Here is a 20086-nt window from a genome sequence, read left to right on the forward strand (position 1 = left end):
CTGGGCAGACTGTGGGAAGTGTCCGGTCTGCCGCAATCACCTGTCGCTACGGTCGCAGTCAGCCGCTCAGCGGCGCTTGGCCATAGCTGTGATAAAGCGATCAAACAGCGGCGCGACGTCGTTCGGGCCCGGGCTCGCTTCGGGGTGACCCTGGAAGCTGAACGCGTCCTTGTCGGTGCGCTCGATGCCTTGCAGGGTGCCATCGAACAGCGACTTGTGGATCGCGCGGACGTTGCTCGGCAAGGTGGCTTCGTCTACCGCAAACCCGTGGTTCTGGCTGGTGATCATGACCACACCGGTGTCCAGGTCCTGGACCGGGTGGTTGGCACCGTGGTGCCCATGCCCCATCTTGACGGTGCTGGCGCCGGAAGCCAGTGCCAGCAATTGGTGGCCCAGGCAAATGCCGAAAACCGGAATCTCGGTCTGCAACACATCCTTGATCGCCTGAATGGCATAGTCGCACGGCTCAGGGTCGCCAGGGCCGTTGGACAGGAATACGCCGTCTGGATTGAGGGCAAGCACTTCGCTGGCTGGAGTCTGAGCGGGTACCACAGTCACGCGGCAGCCGCGCTCGACGAGCATGCGCAGGATGTTGGTCTTGACGCCGTAGTCGTAGGCAACCACGTTGTACGGCAAGTCAGCAGCATCGACCTGCGGGCAACTATCGGTTTTCAGGCTCCACACGCTGGAACGCCACTCGTAGGTGTCCTTGGTGCTGACTTCTTTCGCCAGATCCATGCCTTTCAGGCCGGGGAAGCCGCGTGCTGCCTCAATGGCCGCTTCTTCGGAGATGTCGTCGCCAGCCATGATGCAGCCGTTCTGCGCGCCTTTCTCACGCAGGATGCGAGTCAGGCGACGGGTGTCGATGCCGGCAATGGCGACGACATTGTTGGCCTTCAGGTAGTCGGCCAGGGACATCTTGTTACGCCAGTTGCTCGCTACCAGAGGCAGGTCACGAATGACCAGGCCCGCCGACCATACGCGGTCTGACTCAGCGTCTTCCGGCGTGGTGCCGGTGTTGCCGATGTGAGGGTAAGTCAGAGTGACGATTTGCTGGGCATAGGAAGGATCGGTAAGGATTTCCTGATAGCCGGTCATGGCAGTGTTGAACACCACCTCACCAACGGTTTGACCGTCGGCTCCAATGGCTTCGCCGCGAAAAATGCTGCCATCAGCAAGGGCGAGTATGGCTGGCTTAGTCAAGAAGACCTCCCGTAATAAAGCCTGAAAGGGCGATCGCAGGTTGTAAAAAAGCGGAATGACGTATAGACACGTCACCCCGCTTTTTAATCGAATTATCTGCGCGCTTTTAGTGGACACACTAAAGCTGTAGCTTACAGAAAAAGGCTTTTTTAATCCACCGCTAAAACGCCTTTAAGGCTGGAGAATGCGACAGGACATCGCGTAGCGGTGTAAAACTGCGGACAGGATACAGGTAAAGCACCCCTCCTGCCCGCATTGTCGCGCTGATCTTAAAGCTCAATGCAGGTCGAGCACATCCTGCATATCGTACAACCCTGCCTCCTTGCCATCGAGCCACAGCGCTGCACGCACCGCCCCTTTGGCGAAAGTCATGCGGCTGGACGCCTTGTGGGTAATCTCCAGACGCTCGCCTTCGGCAGCGAAGAGAACGGTGTGATCGCCGACCACGTCACCACCGCGCACGGTAGCGAAGCCGATAGTCTCGCGCTCGCGCACGCCGGTATGGCCTTCGCGTCCATAGACCGCAACCTTGCCCAGATCACGTCCCAGCGCCTTGGCGACCACCTCACCCATGCTGACTGCTGTACCCGAAGGCGCATCGACCTTGTTACGGTGATGCGCCTCGATGATTTCGATATCTGCATCCTCGCCCATCACCCGCGCCGCCAACTCCAGCAATTTGAATGACAGGTTCACACCAACACTGAAGTTGGACGCGAAGACGATCGGAATATCCTTACTCGCCTCCATCAACAAATGCTTCTGTTCGGCGTTAAGGCCGGTGGTGCCAATAACCATGGCCTTGCACGCCTTGCGGCAGAACGCCAGATTTTTCAGCATCACCTCCGGCAAAGTGAAGTCGATCAAGACGTCAAACTCGTCCACGACCTGCTCCAGATTGCCGGACAACTGCACACCGATGCGACCCAACGAAGCCAGCTCGCCTGCGTCGGCCCCAATCATGGTGCTGCCCGGACGAACGATGGCCGCGGTCAATCCCGTCAGCGGCGCACGCTCCTGAACAGCTTCGACCAAATGCTTGCCCATGCGCCCGGCAGCACCCATCACAGCAATACGTCGCATGCCCTGTGCTCCTTACAGATCGCCGAAGAAACGCTTCACGCCTTCGAACCAGCCACTGGCCTTCGGCGAATGAGAGCTGTCGCCTTCCAGCGAGGCACGGAATTCTTCGAGCAGTTCACGCTGACGACGGCCGAGGTTGACCGGCGTTTCCACCGCAACACGACACATCAGGTCACCCGCACCACCGCCACGCACCGGCGCAACGCCTTTGCCACGCAGACGGAACTGCTTGCCGGTTTGAGTACCTTCCGGGATCTTCAGCTTGACGCGGCCGTCCAGCGTCGGCACTTCCAGCTCGCCACCCAGCGCGGCATCGGTAAAGCTGATCGGCACTTCGCAGTACAGGTGCTTGCCGTCGCGCTGGAAGATCGCGTGCTCACGCACATTGATCACGACGTACAGATCGCCCGTTGGACCACCCTGCACGCCCGCCTCACCCTCACCGGACAGACGAATACGGTCGCCGGTATCGACCCCCGCCGGCACTTTGACCGACAGGGTCTTGTACTCTTCGACCCGGCCTTCGCCATGGCAGGAATCGCAAGGGTCTGAAATGATCTTGCCGTTGCCGTGGCAACGTGGACAGGTCTGCTGGACAGAGAAGAAACCCTGTTGCATGCGCACTTGGCCGATGCCGCCGCACGTCGGGCAGGTGACAGGCGAAGAGCCTTTCTTCGCGCCACTGCCATCGCAAGGCTTGCAGTTGACCAGCGTCGGCACGCGAATGCTGACGGTAGTGCCGCGCACAGCCTCTTCCAGGTTCAGTTCCAGGGTGTAGCGCAGGTCGCTGCCACGCTGAGCGCCACCACGACCACCGCCGCCCGCGCGGCCGCCACCGAAGAAGTCACTGAAGACGTCGCCGAAGATATCGGAGAAGTTCGCTCCGCCGAAACCGGCACCGCCACCGCCCATGCCCTGGTCGACAGCGGCATGGCCATATTGGTCATAGGCTGCGCGCTTGCTGGCGTCGGACAGTACTTCATACGCTTCATTGGCTTCCTTGAACGCGTCTTCCGAGGCTTTGTCGCCCGGGTTGCGGTCAGGGTGATATTTCATGGCGAGGCGACGATACGCCTTTTTCAGGTCCGCCTCGCTGGAGCCGCGCTCCACCCCCAATACTTCGTAATAGTCACGCTTTGACATAAGTTTTCTGCACTCTTGAGGACGTTCGACATAACCCTCCTGAGTTTGCCGAACTCGTTGAGCCCCTTTCAGGCCCGGACCCAACTCACGTCAATTCAACGATCCTGGTCTTGGTTCAACGGCCTTCTATCGACCGAAAAAAGCGGCAGAACAAGCCGAGCTGCAGGAGCATCCGGCTTTGCCACAAGGTCGCGCAACAGTGCCGCGAGCCTTAAAAATTCGTGTGTTCCAGACACGCCAACGCGGGAGCAAGCTCCCGCGCGGCGACATCCTACCAGCGACCACTCGAAAGTGGTCAACCGGCGATCAAGTGAGCCTGCGCCTACTTGTGGTGTTTCACTTTTGGTCTTTCACTTCTTCGAACTCAGCGTCGACGACGTCGTCAGCTGGCTTGCTTTCTTCCTGAGCGGCCTGTGCACCGCCTTCAGGCTGCTCGGCTTGCTCGGCGTACATTTTCTGAGCCACTGGTGCGGAGACTTTCGACAGCTCTTCGACCTTGGCTTCAATGGCAGCCTTGTCATCACCCTTCACTGCGGTTTCCAGTGCAACCAGCGCTGCTTCGATTGCGGTCTTCTCTTCGGCAGTGACCTTGTCGCCCGCATCAGCGACCATCTTGCGAGTCGAGTGGACCAGCGCATCACCCTGGTTACGAGCGGCGGCCAGCTCTTCGAACTTGCGGTCTTCATCCGAGTTCGCTTCTGCGTCGCGGATCATCTGCTGGATTTCTTCATCCGACAGACCCGAGTTGGCCTTGATCACGATCGACTGAGTCTTGCCGGTGGCCTTGTCTTTCGCGCCGACGTGCAGGATGCCGTTGGCGTCGATGTCGAAAGTCACTTCGATCTGAGGCACGCCACGTGGAGCTGGCGGAATCTCGGCCAGGTCGAACTTGCCCAGCGACTTGTTCTGTGCGGCTTGCTTACGCTCACCCTGCAGAACGTGAATGGTCACAGCGCTCTGGTTGTCGTCGGCAGTCGAGAACACTTGCGATTTCTTGGTAGGAATCGTGGTGTTTTTCTCGATCAGCGCAGTCATCACGCCACCCATGGTTTCGATACCCAGGGTCAGCGGGCTGACGTCCAGCAGCAGAACGTCTTTCACGTCACCGGCCAGTACCGCACCTTGAATCGCAGCGCCCATCGCTACTGCTTCGTCAGGGTTGACGTCTTTGCGGGCTTCTTTGCCGAAGAAGTCGGTCACGGCTTTCTGCACCAGCGGCATACGGGTCTGACCGCCGACCAGGATAACGTCGTTAATGGCGCCGACGTCGATACCCGAGTCTTTCAGCGCGATGCGGCAAGGCTCGATGGTGCGCTGAACCAGGTCTTCAACCAGTGATTCCAGTTTGGCGCGGGAGATCTTCACGTTCAGGTGCTTAGGACCGGTCGCGTCTGCGGTGATGTACGGCAGGTTCACGTCGGTCTGCAGGCTGGAAGACAGCTCGATCTTGGCTTTTTCCGCAGCTTCTTTCAGACGCTGCATCGCCAGCGGATCACCCTTGAGGTTCATGCCGCTTTCTTTCTTGAATTCGTCGACGAGGTAATCGATCAGACGAATGTCGAAGTCTTCACCACCCAGGAAGGTGTCGCCGTTGGTGGCCAACACTTCGAACTGGTGCTCACCGTCGACTTCAGCGATTTCGATGACCGAAACGTCGAAAGTACCGCCACCCAGGTCATAAACGATGACAGTGTGGTCGCCCTTCGCTTTGTCCATACCGTAAGCCAGCGCGGCTGCGGTTGGTTCGTTGATGATGCGTTTTACGTCCAGACCTGCAATGCGGCCGGCGTCTTTGGTGGCCTGACGCTGGCTGTCGTTGAAGTACGCTGGCACAGTAATGACCGCTTCGGTCACGGACTCGCCGAGGTAATCTTCAGCGGTCTTTTTCATCTTCTTCAGGATTTCCGCGGAAATCTGAGGAGGCGACATCTTCTTGTCGTTGACCGAAACCCAGGCATCGCCGTTGTCAGCCTTGGCGATGGTGTAAGGCACCATCTTGATGTCTTTCTGAACAACTTCTTCGTCGAACTTACGACCGATCAGACGCTTCACCGCATACAAGGTGTTGTGCGGATTGGTGACCGCCTGACGCTTGGCCGATTGACCAACCAGGGTTTCACCGTCGTTGGCGTAAGCGATGATCGAAGGGGTGGTACGCGCGCCTTCGGCGTTCTCGATAACCTTCGCAACACCGTTTTCCAGAACCGAAACGCAGGAGTTGGTGGTCCCCAGGTCGATGCCGATAATCTTGCCCATGTCTTGACTCTCCCGAAACTTAAATTAGGTTGCCGCAACTGCGTTTACAAATTGCGGTAATTCTTTAAACGCATGGCCTGTAAATGGGGGCCACTCAGCTGATTTCAAGCCTGCTCGTCAATTGACGGTGCAACAGGCGAAGGTGCCTTGCTGACCACGACCATGGCCGGGCGCAGCAGGCGACCGTTGAGCTGATATCCCTTCTGAAACACCTTCAGCACGCTGTTCGGCTCGACGTCCGCGCTTTCCTGCATTGCCATTGCCTGATGGTGCTCGGCATTGAATGGCTGGCCATGCGGATCAATGGCTTCCAATTGATAGCGCTTGAGGGTGTCACCGAACATTTTCAGAGTCAGTTCGATACCCTCACGCATCGGACGGATGCTCTCGTCGTCCGGGTTGGACAGGTCCAGGCCACGTTCCAGACTGTCGACGATCGGCAGCAGGTCGCTAGCGAACTTCTCCAGTGCGAATTTGTGCGCCTTTTCCACGTCCTGCTCTGCACGACGGCGGACGTTCTGCAGATCCGCAGCGACACGCAGAGATTGATCCTTGGCTGCAGCCAGTTGCTCTTCCAGCACTTGCACGCGAGTTGCCAAATCTTCTCCGGAGTTCGCCGCGTCGGCAGCCTGATCCTGAGCCTGCGTATCCGGGTTCTGTTCGTCAGCCATAGTTCTCTCCTTCAATTACGTCCGTGAGCTCAACTCACGCTTCTGCCCGGCTATATGGGGTCGTAATTTTTCTCTTCAAGGGGTTTGCTCGCAGGAGAAGGCGAATAACCCTACAAATTTTCCGACATGACTCACTTTGCGATTGAACCTGCCAAAACATGGCATCGGTGCTAAAAATTCCTTGCCGCCTGTCAAATGGACCCACGTCCGGGCATTGTCAGCCCAAAGCAAAACACTGTATAAATAACCAGACAAATCGCTTGGGAGCCGCCCTCATGCTGGTGCACCTGTCCATACATAACTACGCCATCGTTGAACATCTCGATCTCGAACTGGATCGCGGTATGAGCGTCATCACCGGGGAAACCGGTGCTGGCAAGTCGATCATGCTCGACGCCCTGGGCCTGACGCTGGGTGATCGTGCCGACAGCGGCGTAGTGAGACCGGGCGCCGACAAGGCAGACATCCTGGCCACGTTCGATGTTGCCGACATCCCCGAAGCGCGTGCCTGGCTGTCCGAACGCGATTTGGAAACGGATGGCCCGTGCATTCTGCGTCGGGTCATCACGGCCGAGGGTCGTTCCCGCTCATACATAAACGGGACGCCTTGCCCGCAAGGCGATCTGAAAGCGCTGGGCGAGCTGTTGATCGACATTCACAGCCAGCACGAACATCAGTCGCTGCTCAAGACCGACACGCATCGCAGGCTACTGGACGAATACGCGGGCGCGACCGATCTCGCACGTCAGGTTCATCTGGCGGCCCAACGCTGGCGTCAGACCCGTCACGAGCTTGAGCGTCTCTCCAACTCCGGCGATGAACAACGCGCCAAGCATCAGTTGCTCAGTTATCAGCTTGAAGAACTCGAAGGCCTGAGCCTGGGCGAGAACGAGCTGGAGCAACTCGAGCAGGAACACACCACGCTGACCAACGCCGAGAGCCTGCTGGGCATTTGCCGGCAAGTAGTGGAGCTCTGCAGCGAGAGTGACTCAGGCAATGCGCTGAACGCACTGACCGCCAGCCTCAATCGACTGACCAGCGTAAACAACTCGCCGGACGCGTTGAACGAGGCGACCAATCTGCTCTCCAGCGCGCAGATTCAGGTCGAGGAAGCGGTTGGCGAGATCAATCGTTTTCTTGATCGCTTCGAGGCTGATCCGGCGCGTCTGCAACAGATCGAAGAGCGTCTGGACACCATCTACACACTGGCGCGCAAACACCGGGTACAGCCGACCGAAGTTCCAGCGCTGCATCAGAAGCTCCTAGACGAGATCGAAACGCTGAATGCCAACGACGAAGCCATCGAACGCCTGGAACATGAACTGGGTTCGTATGCCCGTCACTATCAGGAAAAGGCCCGCGAACTGAGCGATCTGCGTCACCGGGCAGCACCGGAACTGGCGCATGCAGTGGAACATGAAATCCAGCGGCTGGGCATGCCGGGCGGACGCTTTAATATCGAGCTGAAGGAAAACGCCGACAAGGAGCTATCGCCTAACGGCCTCGAACAGGTCGAACTGCTGGTCAGCGCCAACCCCGGCCAACCGCTCAGGGCATTGGCGAAAGTGGCGTCAGGGGGCGAGCTTTCGCGAATCAGCCTGGCGATTCAGGTGATTACCGCTCAGACATCTCGCATTCCGACCCTGGTATTCGACGAAGTGGACGTCGGTATCGGTGGCCCGACCGCAGAAATCGTCGGGCAACTGCTGCGTCGACTGGGGGAGCGCGGCCAGGTCATGACCGTTACCCATTTGCCGCAGGTTGCAGCGCAGGGTCATCAGCATCTGTTCGTGCACAAGGTTCGCGCAGAAGAGGCCACGCGCACTGCGGTTTCCAAGCTCAGCAAAAGCGAGCGAGTGGAAGAAGTGGCGCGGATGCTGGGCGGCATCGATCTCACCAAAGAATCGTTGGCCCATGCGAAGAAGATGGTGGTGGCGGCGAAATCCTGAAACAAGCTGTCCACCGTATTCTCTGGATCAAGCACACTCCTGTGGGAGCGAAGTCATTCGCGAGACGTCAGCGCACTCGATACACATCACTGACCGATGCACCGCATCGCGAATAAATTCGCCCCACAGAAAAATCAGCGCTGAGTCCGTCCTCGCGGCAACCTGAAAACAACAAAGGCGACCCTGAGGTCGCCTTTATTTTGTATCAGAAAAAAACTTACGCTTTTTTCTTGCGTACGTAGAGCACCAGATTGTGGTCCACCAGCTCGAAGCCGTGCTTGACCACAATGGCTTTCTGCAGCTTCTCGATTTCTTCGTCGAAGAATTCGATCACTTCACCAGATTCCACGTTGACCATATGGTCGTGGTGGCCGCCATCGGCCAATTCGAATACGGCATGACCGCCGTCGAAGTTGTGGCGAACCACCAATCCGGCTGCTTCGAACTGAGTCAAAACACGGTAAACCGTCGCCAGACCGACGTCTTCGTTGGCCTCCATCAGCGCCTTGTAGACGTCCTCCGCGCTCATGTGGCGCTGCTCTGCAGAATCGAGCATTTGAAGGATCTTGACCCGCGGCAGGGTCACTTTAAGTCCAGCTTTGCGTAGTTCGCTATTTTCAACCATGGTCAGCTTTCTCGCAGACGCTGCTTCGCAGCTTCTCTTAATGCAGGTATGATCGGGGTTTACGTTGTCCCAGCCAAGATAGTGGAAGTCGCCCACCGATGCAAAACACCAAGCTCTTGCTAACCAGTTTCACCTTCGTGGGACTGCTCGCACTCGCCGGTTGTTCATTCCCCGGGGTTTATAAAATCGACATCCAACAGGGCAATGTCGTCACGCAGGACATGATAGACCAGTTACGCCCGGGAATGACCCGACGGCAAGTACGGTTTATCATGGGCAACCCCTTGTTGACCGACACCTTTCACCCTGATCGCTGGGACTATTTGTACAGCCTGCAGCCGGGTGGCGGTGAACGCCAACAGGAACGTGTCAGCCTGAACTTCAATGCTAACGATCAACTGGCTAGCCTTTCCGGTGACTTCAAGCCAGGTGTGAGCCGCGACGAGGCGATCCTCGGCAAGAGCAGCGACACCAACGTCACCCCCGAAAACAAAGAGGATCAGCCTCAGAAGGAAGAGCCACCGAAGCCTGGCTCCCTGCTCGAGCAGATTCAGAACGACGTCGACAAAGTCGAAACCGTTCCAGTCCCGACTCAGGAACCGCTGGATACCGATCCACGCTGATCCGCGCTGCCATACTCAATGGCGGCACAAAAAAAGCCCGGCAACGCCGGGCTTTTTTACGCCTGCTTAATCGAACCAATGCAAAACTTAAATCGCTTTCAGCTGTTTTTTCGCCAGTGCCGCCTTCTCTGCGCGCATACGGCGCACCTCTTTTGGATCTGCCAGCAGCGGACGGTAAATTTCCACCCTGTCTCCCGGCTTGAGCTGATGGGCCTCAGGAGCAGCCACGACCTTGCCGAATATCCCCAAAGGGCACTGGGCCAGATGCAGCTCGGTAAAACGTTGCGCGATGCCAGACGCCTCGACAGTCGCGAGCACCGTCGTACCCGCGGGCACGTCGAGCGCGACCAACTCCTGACGATCAGGAGTGGCATACATCACTTCGACGCGAATCATCGCCTCAGCCATACAGCTCTTTGGCGCGCTGACAAAAAGCATCGACCAATGTGTTGGCGGCCTGATTGAACAAGGGGCCGAGGGTTGCTCGCACGATGGAGCCAGAATAATCGAAGGACAGATCGAGACTGATCTTGCACGCCTTCTCGTTCAGCGCCTTGAAGGTCCAGACGCCATGCAGCTGGCTGAACGGTCCCTCTTCAAGGTTCATCTCGATGGTCTGCCCCGGCGTCAGCGTATTTCGAGTCACGAAATGCTGGCTCAGCCCGCCCTTGGCCACTTCTACCCGGGCACGCATCGATGTATCGCTATGTTCCAACACTCTGGCGCCGGAGCACCAAGGCAGGAATTCCGAGTAGCGAGCAACATCATTGACCAGATCGTAGAGCGCCTTTGCGGGATAGGGCAACAGGGCCGAACGTTGAATATGCGTAGTCATGTCAGCGTTATTTCCAAAGCTGAGCGGCAAAGACAATCAGAATGCCGATCGGCGCCACGTAGCGCATCAAAAAGAACGTCAGAGCGAATAGCGCCGGACTGCGCACCGACAATTCGTCGCGCACCGCCTCACGGCCCATCACCCAACCCGCGAAAATCACAAAGCACAAGCCACCCAGCGGCAGCATGATTCTCGACGTGAAGAAATCGATCACGCCAAAGAAGTCCAGCCCCGCCGTCGCACCCCACTGGTAGAGATGAAACGCGCCGCCTTCGTTCACGAAAAATTTGGCCTGCTTCCAGATGTTGAACGAAAACACCGTCCCCAAACCGACGAACCAGCAAATGAACGACAGCCAGAAGGTGACCCAGCCGCGGCGAACTTTCGTGCGTTCCACCAGATACGCCACCATCGGTTCCAGCAGCGAAATCGCCGAACTCCACGCTGCGACCGCGACGAGAATGAAGAACACCACGCCCATCACGGTACCGAACGCTACGTTACCAAAGGCGTAAGGCAAGGTGACGAACATCAGGCCTGGCCCTTCACTCGGATTGAGACCCGCAGCGAAGACAATTGGAAACAAGGCAAGGCCAGCCAGTAGCGAAACGAAGGTATCCAGCAGCGCAACGCCGACCACGGTTGCACTGATCGACGCTTCCTTGGTCATGTATGCGCCATAAATCATGATCGAACCCACGCCGACACTCAGCGAGAAGAACGCGTGGCCCATCGCCGGGAGCAACCCTTCCATGATCTGTTCGGGCTTGAAGTCGAACATGAAATGCACGCCTTCCATGAAGTGCCCGGTGGTCAGGCTGTAGCCCAGCAGAATCACCATCAACACGAACAGCAGCGGCATGAGGATCCGCAGACTGCGTTCCAGACCGGCGTTGACGCCTTTGGCGATAGTGATCGTCGACAGCAGCATAAACAGCGTATGCCAGGCCACCAGACGCCAAGGGTCGGCAATCAACTCACCAAAAAATGCACCAACGCCGTCGGGCGTCACTGCCTGAAAATCACCTTTGCCGACATCGATGATGTATTCCAGCGACCAGCCGCCTACCACACTGTAAAAAGAGAGGATCAACAGCGCGGTGATCATCCCGGCGAATGCGCCCCAGGACCATTTGCTCGAATGACCGGCTTCCCGCGCCAGCACCTTCAACGCGTTGGCCGGACTTTGCCGGGCGCGCCGGCCGATCAAGGTCTCGGCCATCATCACCGGAATGCCGATCAGCGCAATGCACGCCAGAAACACCAGAACGAATGCGCCGCCGCCATAGACGCCGACCATGTAGGGGAATTTCCATATACTGCCCAACCCCACGGCCGAGCCGGTGGCGGCCAGAATGAATACCCAGCGACTCGCCCAGCTACCGTGGACTGAAACCTTGTCCGTCGACATCGTTGATACGTCCAACACCCAAAAAAGATCGCGCATTGTCCGGGATTCACTCAACGTGCTCAAGCACACAGCTTCACAGTAGCGGAGCCCATAGCCGAGAGCCCCGTTGATCCCTATAATGCGTCGCCTATGGCCAAGCTCAAGAAACATCCCACAGGGACCATCGCGCAGAATAAAAAGGCGCGACACGATTACTTCATCGAACACAAGTTCGAGGCCGGTCTGGTCCTGGCCGGTTGGGAAGTAAAAAGCCTGCGTGCCAACAAGGTGCAGCTGGTGGACAGTTACGTGCTGCTCAAGGACGGTGAGGCCTGGCTGATGGGTAGCCATATCTCGCCGCTGACGACAGCCAGTACCCATGTCATCGCTGACCCGACACGCACCCGTAAACTGCTGCTCAACAAGCGCGAGCTGGACAAGCTCATCACCTCTGTTTCGCAGAAAGGCTATGCCGCCGTCGCCCTCTCCCTTTACTGGAAGCAGCACTTGATCAAGTGCGAAATCGCTTTGGGCAAGGGCAAGAAGGAATACGACAAGCGTCACACCGAGCGTGAGCGCGATTCCGATCGCGAGCTGCAACGTGCCGTGCGGACGAAGGGCAAGGAAGACTGAATTCACTGCCCGCGCAACCCGGTCACCCCATCGCGGGCTGGCCGGGCGCTAGACCTGTGGAAGCGAATTCATTCGCGACTGGCCAGTGAAGGCAAACATCTCCATCACTCGTAAGATTTATCGCGAATGAATTCGCTTCCACGCAGATCTTCGTCAGACCCGCAATCCCCTCATATCCCGTTACGCCGCTCAGCCCGCGCAGTGCGCTCTACCTGTTGACGCACCTCTTCCAGCACTTCCTGCACGTACAGCAAATGACGACTCGATACCTCGCGAGCATCGTCAGCCCGCCCCTCGATAATCGCCAGATACAGCTCACGATGTTGATTGATCAACATGTCGCGAGTCTCTGCACGCTGCTTGTACATCCCGCCAATGTTGGTCACGACGTTGCGCTTGAGCAGGTCGAATAGCCCGCGGATGGTGTGCAACAAAACGGCGTTGTGGCTGGCTTCGGCAATGGCCAGATGGAAATTCGCGTCGGCGGCGCCCTCCTCCGCACGACTCACCTCATCAACCCTGCTGTAGCAATCCTGCAAGGCATCGAAAGCCTCGCGCAGGCGGGTGCGATCGACATCCGTCGCGCGAATCGCGGCGTAATAGGCACAGGACGCTTCAAGCGTATGGCGAAACTCCAGCAGATCACGCTGCGCATCGGAACTGCTCTCCAATAGAGGCAGTAGCGGGTCACTGAACGTCGAGCCCAGACTCTCAACCACGTAATTGCCACCACCTTGGCGACTGATCAGCAGCCCCTTGGCGGTGAGCTTTTGAATGGCTTCGCGCAGCGAGGGACGCGACACACCGAATTGCTCGGCCAGCGCGCGCTCGGCAGGCAAACGTCCGCCCGCCCTGAGCGTACCTTCAAGGATCATTCTCTCAAGCTGTTCGACAATATCGTCAGACAAGCGGCGCTGACGCACCTGATCAAAGCCCATACCCCTCCACTCCACATCCCCAACTGCCCCTCCGACATACCAGCAGGGGGCGCATATTCTCGCTGATTGTGCTTAGACATTCACCCGGCAGATGTCGGACAAATTGCCGACTCAGAAAGTAATCGGGATATGTACTACAAAAGTTTTAGCGTCATAAATTGACACACCAATGCCAAGGCTTTTAACCTAGCCCTAAGACATTGTAAATTGGTATTACCAATTTATAAGTGCCGGCGACTAGTGGTCATCCACCGCGACACGCCGCAAGCCAGTCACGACGGTGAAAGGCTTGAGCTGGTGAGCTGTGCGATTCGTTCGTCAGCGCCGGTAGGACGACAGACAAACAGTTGTCGCTTGCAGGAGCCGCGCACGTAAGACATGGACACCGGGCCTAACCAAAAACAACTAAGGGGCCTCCTACATGCAAACCTGGCAACAGCTCTACACACCACTCGGCAGCCTGGGCCTTTCGGCGCTGGTTGCAGTCATTCCCATTGTGTTCTTCTTTCTGGCCCTGGCGGTGTTCAGGCTCAAGGGACATGTCGCGGGTACCATCACCCTCGTGCTCGCCGTGCTGGTCGCGATCTTCGCGTTCCAAATGCCAGCAGACATGGCAATCGCCTCAGCGATCTACGGCTTCCTCTACGGGCTCTGGCCCATCGCGTGGATCATCATTGCGGCGGTATTTCTCTACAAGCTCACTGTCAAAAGCGGCCAGTTCGAGATCATTCGCAGCTCGGTCATGTCGATCACCGACGACCAACGCCTACAGGTCTTGCTCATCGGCTTTTGTTTCGGTGCCTTCCTCGAAGGTGCGGCAGGCTTCGGCGCGCCAGTGGCAATCACCGCAGCCCTGTTGGTAGGTCTGGGCCTGAACCCGCTATACGCAGCAGGGTTGTGCCTGATCGCCAACACCGCGCCTGTAGCATTCGGCGCACTGGGGATTCCGGTCATCGTGGCGGGCCAGGTTTCGGGACTCGATACCTTCAAGATCGGCGCGATGGTAGGCCGTCAATTGCCGCTGCTGTCGGTGTTCGTACCGTTCTGGCTGATGTTCATGATGGACGGTGTCAAGGGCGTGAAGGAAACCTGGCCAGCAGCGCTGGTCGCGGGCGGCAGTTTCGCCGTCGTGCAATACCTGACATCTAACTACATTGGCCCGGAATTGCCGGACATCACCTCGGCACTGGTCAGCCTCGTATCCCTGACTTTCTTCCTGAAGGTCTGGCAACCGGCTCGCGCGGCCGACATGCAAGTGGCCAGCGCGGGTGGCGGCGCGGTCGTGATGGGCGGCGGTCCTGGCGGCTTCGGTCAGGCACGCACGACCAAGAAGTCCCCGTACTCCACCGGCACCATCATCAAGGCCTGGTCACCGTTCCTGATTCTCACCGTGGTGGTAACGATCTGGACCCTCAAGCCGTTCAAGGCGCTGTTCGCCGCCGGCGGTCCACTGCAGGCGCTGACCATGAGTTTCCCGGTGCCGCATCTGGACAACCTGGTGATGAAGGTCGCGCCGATTGTTGCCAACCCCACCGCCATGCCTGCCGTTTACAAGCTCGATCTGCTCGCGGCATCGGGCAGCGCGATTCTGGTGTCGGCGATTCTGGCAATGATCGTCCTGCGTATCGGCGTCAAAACCGGTCTCACCACTTTCAAAGAAACACTGACCGAGCTGCGCTGGGCCATCGTGTCCATCGGCATGGTGCTGGCGTTCGCCTTCGTCATGAACTACTCGGGCATGTCCACGACACTGGCTCTGGTGCTGGCAGCGACGGGCTCGGCATTCCCGTTCTTCTCGCCATTCCTCGGCTGGCTGGGCGTGTTCCTGACCGGTTCCGATACATCGTCCAATGCACTGTTCGGTTCGCTGCAGGCCACAACCGCGCATCAGGTGGGCGTCAGTGACATATTGATGGTCGCCGCCAACTCCAGCGGCGGCGTGACCGGCAAAATGATTTCCCCGCAATCGATCGCCGTCGCTTGTGCGGCCACCGGCCTTGTCGGCAAGGAGTCGGATCTGTTCCGGTTCACCGTCAAGCACAGCATCTTCTTCGCCGCCATCGTCGGCTGCATCACTTACATCCAGGCTTACTGGTTGACCGGCATGTTGGTTCAATAACGAGACGAGCGCCGGGTGCGATAAATCGCCCGGCGCTGCCCCCGCTCACTCAATGTTGCGAGACCCCATGATCATTTCCGCCTCCACCGATTACCGCGCAGCCGCGCAACGCAAGCTTCCGCCCTTCCTGTTCCACTACGCCGACGGTGGCGCCTACGCCGAATACACCCTGCGCCACAACGTCTCGGACCTCGCCAGCATTGCCCTGCGCCAGCGGGTTCTGAAGAACATGTCCGAACTGAGCCTGCAGACCACATTGTTCAATGAAACCCTGAGCATGCCCGTGGTGCTGGCCCCGGTCGGGTTGTGCGGCATGTATGCCCGCCGTGGCGAAGTGCAGGCTGCGCGCGCGGCAACGGCCAAAGGCATTCCGTTCACTCTGTCCACGGTGTCGCTGTGCCCGATCGAAGAAGTCGCCCCGGCCATCGACCGTCCCATGTGGTTCCAGCTTTACGTACTCAAGGACCGCGGCTTCATGCGCAACGCCCTGGAGCGCGCCAAGGCTGCCGGAGTCAAAACGCTGGTATTCACTGTCGACATGCCAGTGCCAGGCGCCCGCTACCGAGATCTTCATTCCGGCATGAGCGGCAAGAACGGCCCGATGCGCCGCGTCCTTCAAGCCATGACCCACCCGCAATGGGCCTGGGACGTGGGTGTAAACGGCCGCCCCCATGACTTGGGCAACGTATCGGCCTATCGCGGTAATCCCACCGGTCTTACCGACTACATCGCCTGGCTTGCCAACAACTTCGATCCGTCAATCTCGTGGAAGGACCTGGAGTGGATCCGCGACTTCTGGGACGGCCCGATGCTGATCAAAGGCATTCTTGACCCTGAAGACGCCCGCGACGCCGTGACATTCGGCGCTGACGGCATCATCGTTTCCAACCATGGCGGCCGTCAGCTCGATGGCGTGTTGTCCAGTGCGCGCGCTCTGCCAGCCATCGCCGACGCGGTGAAGGGCGAGCTGAAGATCCTCGCCGACTCGGGCATTCGCAGTGGTCTGGATGTGGTGCGCATGATCGCCCTCGGTGCCGATGCCGTGCTGATTGGACGTGCATTCATTTACGCGCTTGCCACCCATGGCGAGGCCGGGGTGAAGAATCTGCTGGATTTGTTCGAGAAGGAAATGCGCGTGGCGATGGTGCTGACCGGCGCCAAATCGATCAGCGAGATCACCCGCGACTTGCTGGTCCGTGAACAGCTGGCCTGACCACCATATTGCACACGCGACACGTCAGATGTCGCGGCGCCACTAGGATGACTGCATGGAACACCGCATGAGCCTGCCCGCCTCCTTCCTGGCCGATGTGAAGCGCCTGATACCTGCCGAGCGCCGCTTCGATGATCCGTTATCGACCCTCGCTTTCGGCACCGACGCCAGCTTTTACCGGCTGATCCCCAAACTGGTGATTCGCGTCGAGTCCGAAGACGAAGTGGTGACGCTGCTCAAATTGGCGCAGGTCGACAGAGTCCCCGTAACCTTCCGCGCAGCAGGCACCAGCCTTTCGGGCCAGGCCATCAGCGATTCGGTGCTGCTGGTGCTCGGCGATAACTGGAACGGCCGGGAGATCCGCCGCGAGGGTGCGCAGATCCGCCTGCAACCGGGCGTGATCGGTGCCCAGGCCAATGCCTGGCTGGTTCCATTCGGACGCAAGATCGGCCCCGACCCAGCATCGATCAACGCCGCCAAGATCGGCGGGATCGTCGCCAACAATTCCAGCGGCATGTGCTGCGGCACAGCGCAGAACACCTACCACACGCTGGCAGGCATTCGTCTGGTGCTGGCCGATGGCACCCGGATCGATACCGAAGACGCCGATAGCGTCGCGGCCTTTCGTGCAAGTCACAGCGACCTTCTGGAACGCCTGGCTCAGTTAGGACGCGAGACTCGCGCCAACACTGAACTCGCGGCAAAGATCCGCCACAAATATCGCCTGAAAAACACCACAGGCCTGTCGCTCAACGCTCTGGTCGACTTTGATGAGCCACTGGATATCCTCAGCCACCTGTTGGTCGGTTCCGAAGGAACGCTGGGCTTCATCAGCGCGGTGACTTACGACACAGTGCTCGATCACCCGAACAAAGCCTCGGCGCTGATTGTGTTTCCGGATGTGGAAACCTGCTGCAACGCGGTGACCGTACTGAAAACCCAGCCGGTGTCCGCCGTCGAACTACTCGACCGACGCAGCATGCGCTCGGTTCAGAACAAACCCGGCATGCCGTCTTTCGTACGCGAGCTGTCGGAAAACGCTTGCGCCCTGCTGATCGAAGCCCGAGCAGCCACCCAGCCGCTGCTGCACGAACAGCTCGCGCAGATCATGGGCTCGATCGCTCATTTTCCAGTGGAGAAGCAGGTCGACTTCACCGAAGACCCGACCGAAAACGCACGTCTCTGGGCCATTCGCAAGGACACCTTCCCTGCCGTTGGAGCTGTGCGTGAGACCGGCACGACGGTGATCATTGAGGACGTGACCTTCCCCGTCGAACAACTGGCCATTGGCGTCCGCCGCCTGATCGAGCTGTTCGATAAACACCGATACGACGAAGCGATCCTGTTCGGCCATGCGTTGGAAGGCAATCTGCATTTCGTTTTCACCCAGGGCTTCAACGACCCGGAAGAGGTCGCCCGCTATTCGGCCTTCATGGATGACGTCACACAATTGGTGGCCGTCGAGTTCAACGGTTCGCTCAAGGCCGAGCACGGCACAGGCCGCAACATGGCGCCCTTCGTCGAACTTGAGTGGGGCAGCGACGCTTATCAATTGATGTGGCGACTCAAGCGCCTGCTCGATCCTAACGGCATTCTCAATCCTGACGTGGTGCTTAGCGCAGATCCGCAGATCCACCTCAAACACCTCAAGCCGATGCCGGCCGCCGACGAGATCGTCGACAAATGCATCGAGTGCGGTTTCTGTGAGCCGGTCTGCCCGTCGAAAGGCCTGACCCTGAGCCCCCGCCAGCGCATCGTCATGTGGCGCGACATCCAGGCGAAAAAGCGCGCAGGCGTCGACACCACCGAGCTTGAGCGCGATTACCAATATCAGGGCATCGACACCTGCGCCGCGACCGGGCTTTGCGCGCAACGCTGCCCAGTGGGTATCAATACCGGGGAGTTGGTGAAAAAACTGCGCGCGCAGCAAGCCAGGCACGGCAAAACCGCAGGCTGGCTGGCCGAGCATTTCATCGCCGCGCTCAAGGGTGCGCGGTTTACCCTGCATGCCGCCAATGGCGCGCGCATGCTTCTGGGAGCGCCGCGGCTGGCGAAGCTTTCCGCTGCGCTGACCAAGGCCTCATCTGGTCGTGTCCCGCAATGGACCCCGGCCATGCCGCAACCGGAGAACGCCATTCGTTTTACCCCGCCAATTGAAGATCAGCGCCCGCGCGTGGTGTACCTCGCCGCCTGCGTGTCCCGAGTAATGGGCCCGGCCGCAGCGGATCATGAACAGATGTCGTTGATGGACAAAACCCGCGGGCTGCTGGAAAAAGCGGGCTATCAAGTAGTGTTCCCCGAGGGTCAGGACAACCTGTGCTGCGGCCAGCCATTCGCGTCAAAAGGCTACGCCGGGCAAGCTGAGGAAAAGCGTCAGCAGTTACTGGCCGCGCTGACTGAAGCCAGTCGCGGCGGCCTCGACCCGATCTACTGCGACACCAGTCCTTGCACCCTGCGCCTGGTTCAGGACCTTAAAGAAACCCGTCTGGACCTCTACGACCCCGTGCGTTTCATCCGCACCCATCTGCTCGACAAACTGGTGTTCACCCCGCAACAAGAATCCATCGCGGTGCACGTCACCTGCAGCACTCAACATCTAGGAGAAAGCCAGGCGCTAATCGAATTGGCACGTCTGTGCAGCGTCAATGTCGTGATCCCTGAAGGCATTCACTGCTGCGGCTTCGCGGGCGACAAGGGTTTCACCACACCTGAGCTGAATGCACACTCGCTACGCACCCTAAAAGATGCGGTGCAGTACTGCAGCGAAGGCATTTCCACCAGTCGCACCTGTGAAATCGGCCTCAGCCAGCATGGCGGAATCGACTACCACGGACTGGTCTATCTGGTGGATCGGGTCACTCGACCAAGATCCGCTTGATGCACACAAATGGGGCGACGTTCGCTCCATTTTTGCCGACACATGCTGCAACATGGCTTTTTCACACCAGTTGCAAAATAAATAGAACCCCTGCGATAGCGCATAGTCCATCTCTTTAAGCGCCACGACCCAGTCGGCGCTTATTCCTCTATCTCGGAAACCGGCCCCGTTAGAGCGGCCATACCGAGTCCACAGGTTTAAGGAGATACACATGAAGCGCACAGCACTGACTGGCTTGTTTCTTACCGCTGCACTGTTGGGTTCCCCGGTATTCGCAGCCGACGACCTTTGCGGCGCCAACCTGCAGACTCTGAAAGATGTTCAGAAATCCTCCTCATCGAATCTGGGGGCAGATAGCAAGACCGAGAGCGATGCTGCCTACGAGAAGGCTTTGGCTCAGCAAAAAGCTAACGATGACAAAGGGTGTATTGAAACCACCACCAAGGCTATCGCAGAGCTGAAACGCATCGGTTCGGGTAGCGAAGGCGGCACTGCCAAGTAATGATCGGCCGGGGTCGGCCTTGAGC

At 58.6% G+C, this 20086-nt stretch carries 17 protein-coding genes; 7 read left to right on the forward strand and 10 right to left on the reverse strand.

The window, feature by feature from the left end; all coding sequences use genetic code 11:
• Positions 1 to 66: 66 nt before the first annotated feature.
• From carA to grpE, 5 genes are all read right to left on the reverse strand, one after another.
• Positions 67 to 1203 carry a glutamine-hydrolyzing carbamoyl-phosphate synthase small subunit gene (gene carA / locus ACRER8_RS24690; RefSeq protein ID WP_431748792.1) on the reverse strand — a complete coding sequence of 379 codons (1137 nt, stop codon included), beginning with the start codon at positions 1201 to 1203 and terminating at the stop codon, positions 67 to 69.
• A 276-nt stretch (positions 1204 to 1479) separates the two neighbouring features.
• Positions 1480 to 2286 carry a 4-hydroxy-tetrahydrodipicolinate reductase gene (gene dapB / locus ACRER8_RS24695; protein WP_431748793.1) on the reverse strand — a complete coding sequence of 269 codons (807 nt, stop codon included), beginning with the start codon at positions 2284 to 2286 and terminating at the stop codon, positions 1480 to 1482.
• Positions 2287 to 2298: 12 nt separating this feature from the next.
• Positions 2299 to 3429, reverse strand: a complete 1131-nt coding sequence (gene dnaJ, locus ACRER8_RS24700; protein ID WP_346829049.1) for a molecular chaperone DnaJ — start codon at positions 3427 to 3429, stop codon at positions 2299 to 2301.
• A gap of 336 nt (positions 3430 to 3765) precedes the next feature.
• Positions 3766 to 5685 carry a molecular chaperone DnaK gene (gene dnaK, locus ACRER8_RS24705; protein ID WP_431748794.1) on the reverse strand — a complete coding sequence of 640 codons (1920 nt, stop codon included), beginning with the start codon at positions 5683 to 5685 and terminating at the stop codon, positions 3766 to 3768.
• A 104-nt stretch (positions 5686 to 5789) separates the two neighbouring features.
• On the reverse strand, positions 5790 to 6356 hold the full coding sequence (grpE, locus tag ACRER8_RS24710; RefSeq protein ID WP_431748795.1) for a nucleotide exchange factor GrpE: 567 nt from the start codon (positions 6354 to 6356) through the stop codon (positions 5790 to 5792).
• 275 nt (positions 6357 to 6631) lie between these two features.
• On the opposite strand from grpE, the gene recN reads away from it, so the two are divergent.
• Positions 6632 to 8305: a DNA repair protein RecN gene (gene recN / locus ACRER8_RS24715; protein WP_431748796.1), complete on the forward strand. Its 1674-nt coding sequence runs from the start codon at positions 6632 to 6634 to the stop codon at positions 8303 to 8305.
• Between the two features lie 217 nt (positions 8306 to 8522).
• On the opposite strand, the gene fur is transcribed toward recN, so the two are convergent.
• Positions 8523 to 8930, reverse strand: a complete 408-nt coding sequence (fur, locus tag ACRER8_RS24720; RefSeq protein ID WP_110951407.1) for a ferric iron uptake transcriptional regulator — start codon at positions 8928 to 8930, stop codon at positions 8523 to 8525.
• A 98-nt stretch (positions 8931 to 9028) separates the two neighbouring features.
• On the opposite strand from fur, the gene ACRER8_RS24725 reads away from it, so the two are divergent.
• Positions 9029 to 9553 carry an outer membrane protein assembly factor BamE gene (locus ACRER8_RS24725; protein WP_431748797.1) on the forward strand — a complete coding sequence of 175 codons (525 nt, stop codon included), beginning with the start codon at positions 9029 to 9031 and terminating at the stop codon, positions 9551 to 9553.
• An 87-nt stretch (positions 9554 to 9640) separates the two neighbouring features.
• Here ACRER8_RS24725 and ACRER8_RS24730 read toward each other — a convergent pair whose 3' ends face one another.
• The 3 genes from ACRER8_RS24730 to ACRER8_RS24740 are packed head-to-tail and all read right to left on the reverse strand — an operon-like array spanning position 9641 to position 11799.
• The gene (locus tag ACRER8_RS24730; protein WP_431748798.1) at positions 9641 to 9961 is read right to left on the reverse strand and encodes an RnfH family protein; all 321 of its coding nucleotides are present in this window, start codon (positions 9959 to 9961) and stop codon (positions 9641 to 9643) included.
• Positions 9954 to 10388 carry a type II toxin-antitoxin system RatA family toxin gene (locus ACRER8_RS24735; RefSeq protein WP_431748799.1) on the reverse strand — a complete coding sequence of 145 codons (435 nt, stop codon included), beginning with the start codon at positions 10386 to 10388 and terminating at the stop codon, positions 9954 to 9956. The genes ACRER8_RS24730 and ACRER8_RS24735 overlap by 8 nt, the downstream gene beginning before the upstream one ends.
• 7 nt (positions 10389 to 10395) lie before the next feature.
• A complete protein-coding gene (locus ACRER8_RS24740) occupies positions 10396 to 11799 on the reverse strand; it encodes a sodium-dependent transporter (RefSeq protein WP_431748806.1) in 1404 nt (467 codons plus the stop codon).
• 129 nt (positions 11800 to 11928) lie between these two features.
• Here ACRER8_RS24740 and smpB point away from each other — a divergent pair, with 129 nt between their 5' ends.
• Positions 11929 to 12411 (forward strand): SsrA-binding protein SmpB, encoded by a 483-nt coding sequence (smpB, locus tag ACRER8_RS24745; protein WP_110951402.1) that lies wholly within the window; start codon positions 11929 to 11931, stop codon positions 12409 to 12411.
• Positions 12412 to 12581: 170 nt separating this feature from the next.
• Here smpB and ACRER8_RS24750 read toward each other — a convergent pair whose 3' ends face one another.
• The gene (locus ACRER8_RS24750; protein WP_431748800.1) at positions 12582 to 13349 is read right to left on the reverse strand and encodes a GntR family transcriptional regulator; all 768 of its coding nucleotides are present in this window, start codon (positions 13347 to 13349) and stop codon (positions 12582 to 12584) included.
• Positions 13350 to 13770: 421 nt separating this feature from the next.
• Here ACRER8_RS24750 and ACRER8_RS24755 point away from each other — a divergent pair, with 421 nt between their 5' ends.
• The 4 genes from ACRER8_RS24755 (at position 13771) to ACRER8_RS24770 (ending at position 20061) form a co-directional block, all read left to right on the forward strand.
• Complete coding sequence (locus tag ACRER8_RS24755; RefSeq protein ID WP_431748801.1) at positions 13771 to 15468, forward strand: lactate permease LctP family transporter; 1698 nt, start codon at positions 13771 to 13773, stop codon at positions 15466 to 15468.
• A gap of 67 nt (positions 15469 to 15535) precedes the next feature.
• Positions 15536 to 16681, forward strand: coding sequence for an FMN-dependent L-lactate dehydrogenase LldD (lldD, locus tag ACRER8_RS24760; protein WP_431748802.1), 1146 nt, complete (start codon positions 15536 to 15538; stop codon positions 16679 to 16681).
• Between the two features lie 67 nt (positions 16682 to 16748).
• Positions 16749 to 19559: an FAD-binding and (Fe-S)-binding domain-containing protein gene (locus ACRER8_RS24765; RefSeq protein WP_431748803.1), complete on the forward strand. Its 2811-nt coding sequence runs from the start codon at positions 16749 to 16751 to the stop codon at positions 19557 to 19559.
• Positions 19560 to 19770: 211 nt separating this feature from the next.
• Positions 19771 to 20061: a hypothetical protein gene (locus ACRER8_RS24770; RefSeq protein ID WP_431748804.1), complete on the forward strand. Its 291-nt coding sequence runs from the start codon at positions 19771 to 19773 to the stop codon at positions 20059 to 20061.
• Positions 20062 to 20086: the final 25 nt, after the last annotated feature.

Source organism: Pseudomonas sp. (assembly GCF_050739935.1).
GTDB lineage: Bacteria > Pseudomonadota > Gammaproteobacteria > Pseudomonadales > Pseudomonadaceae > Aquipseudomonas.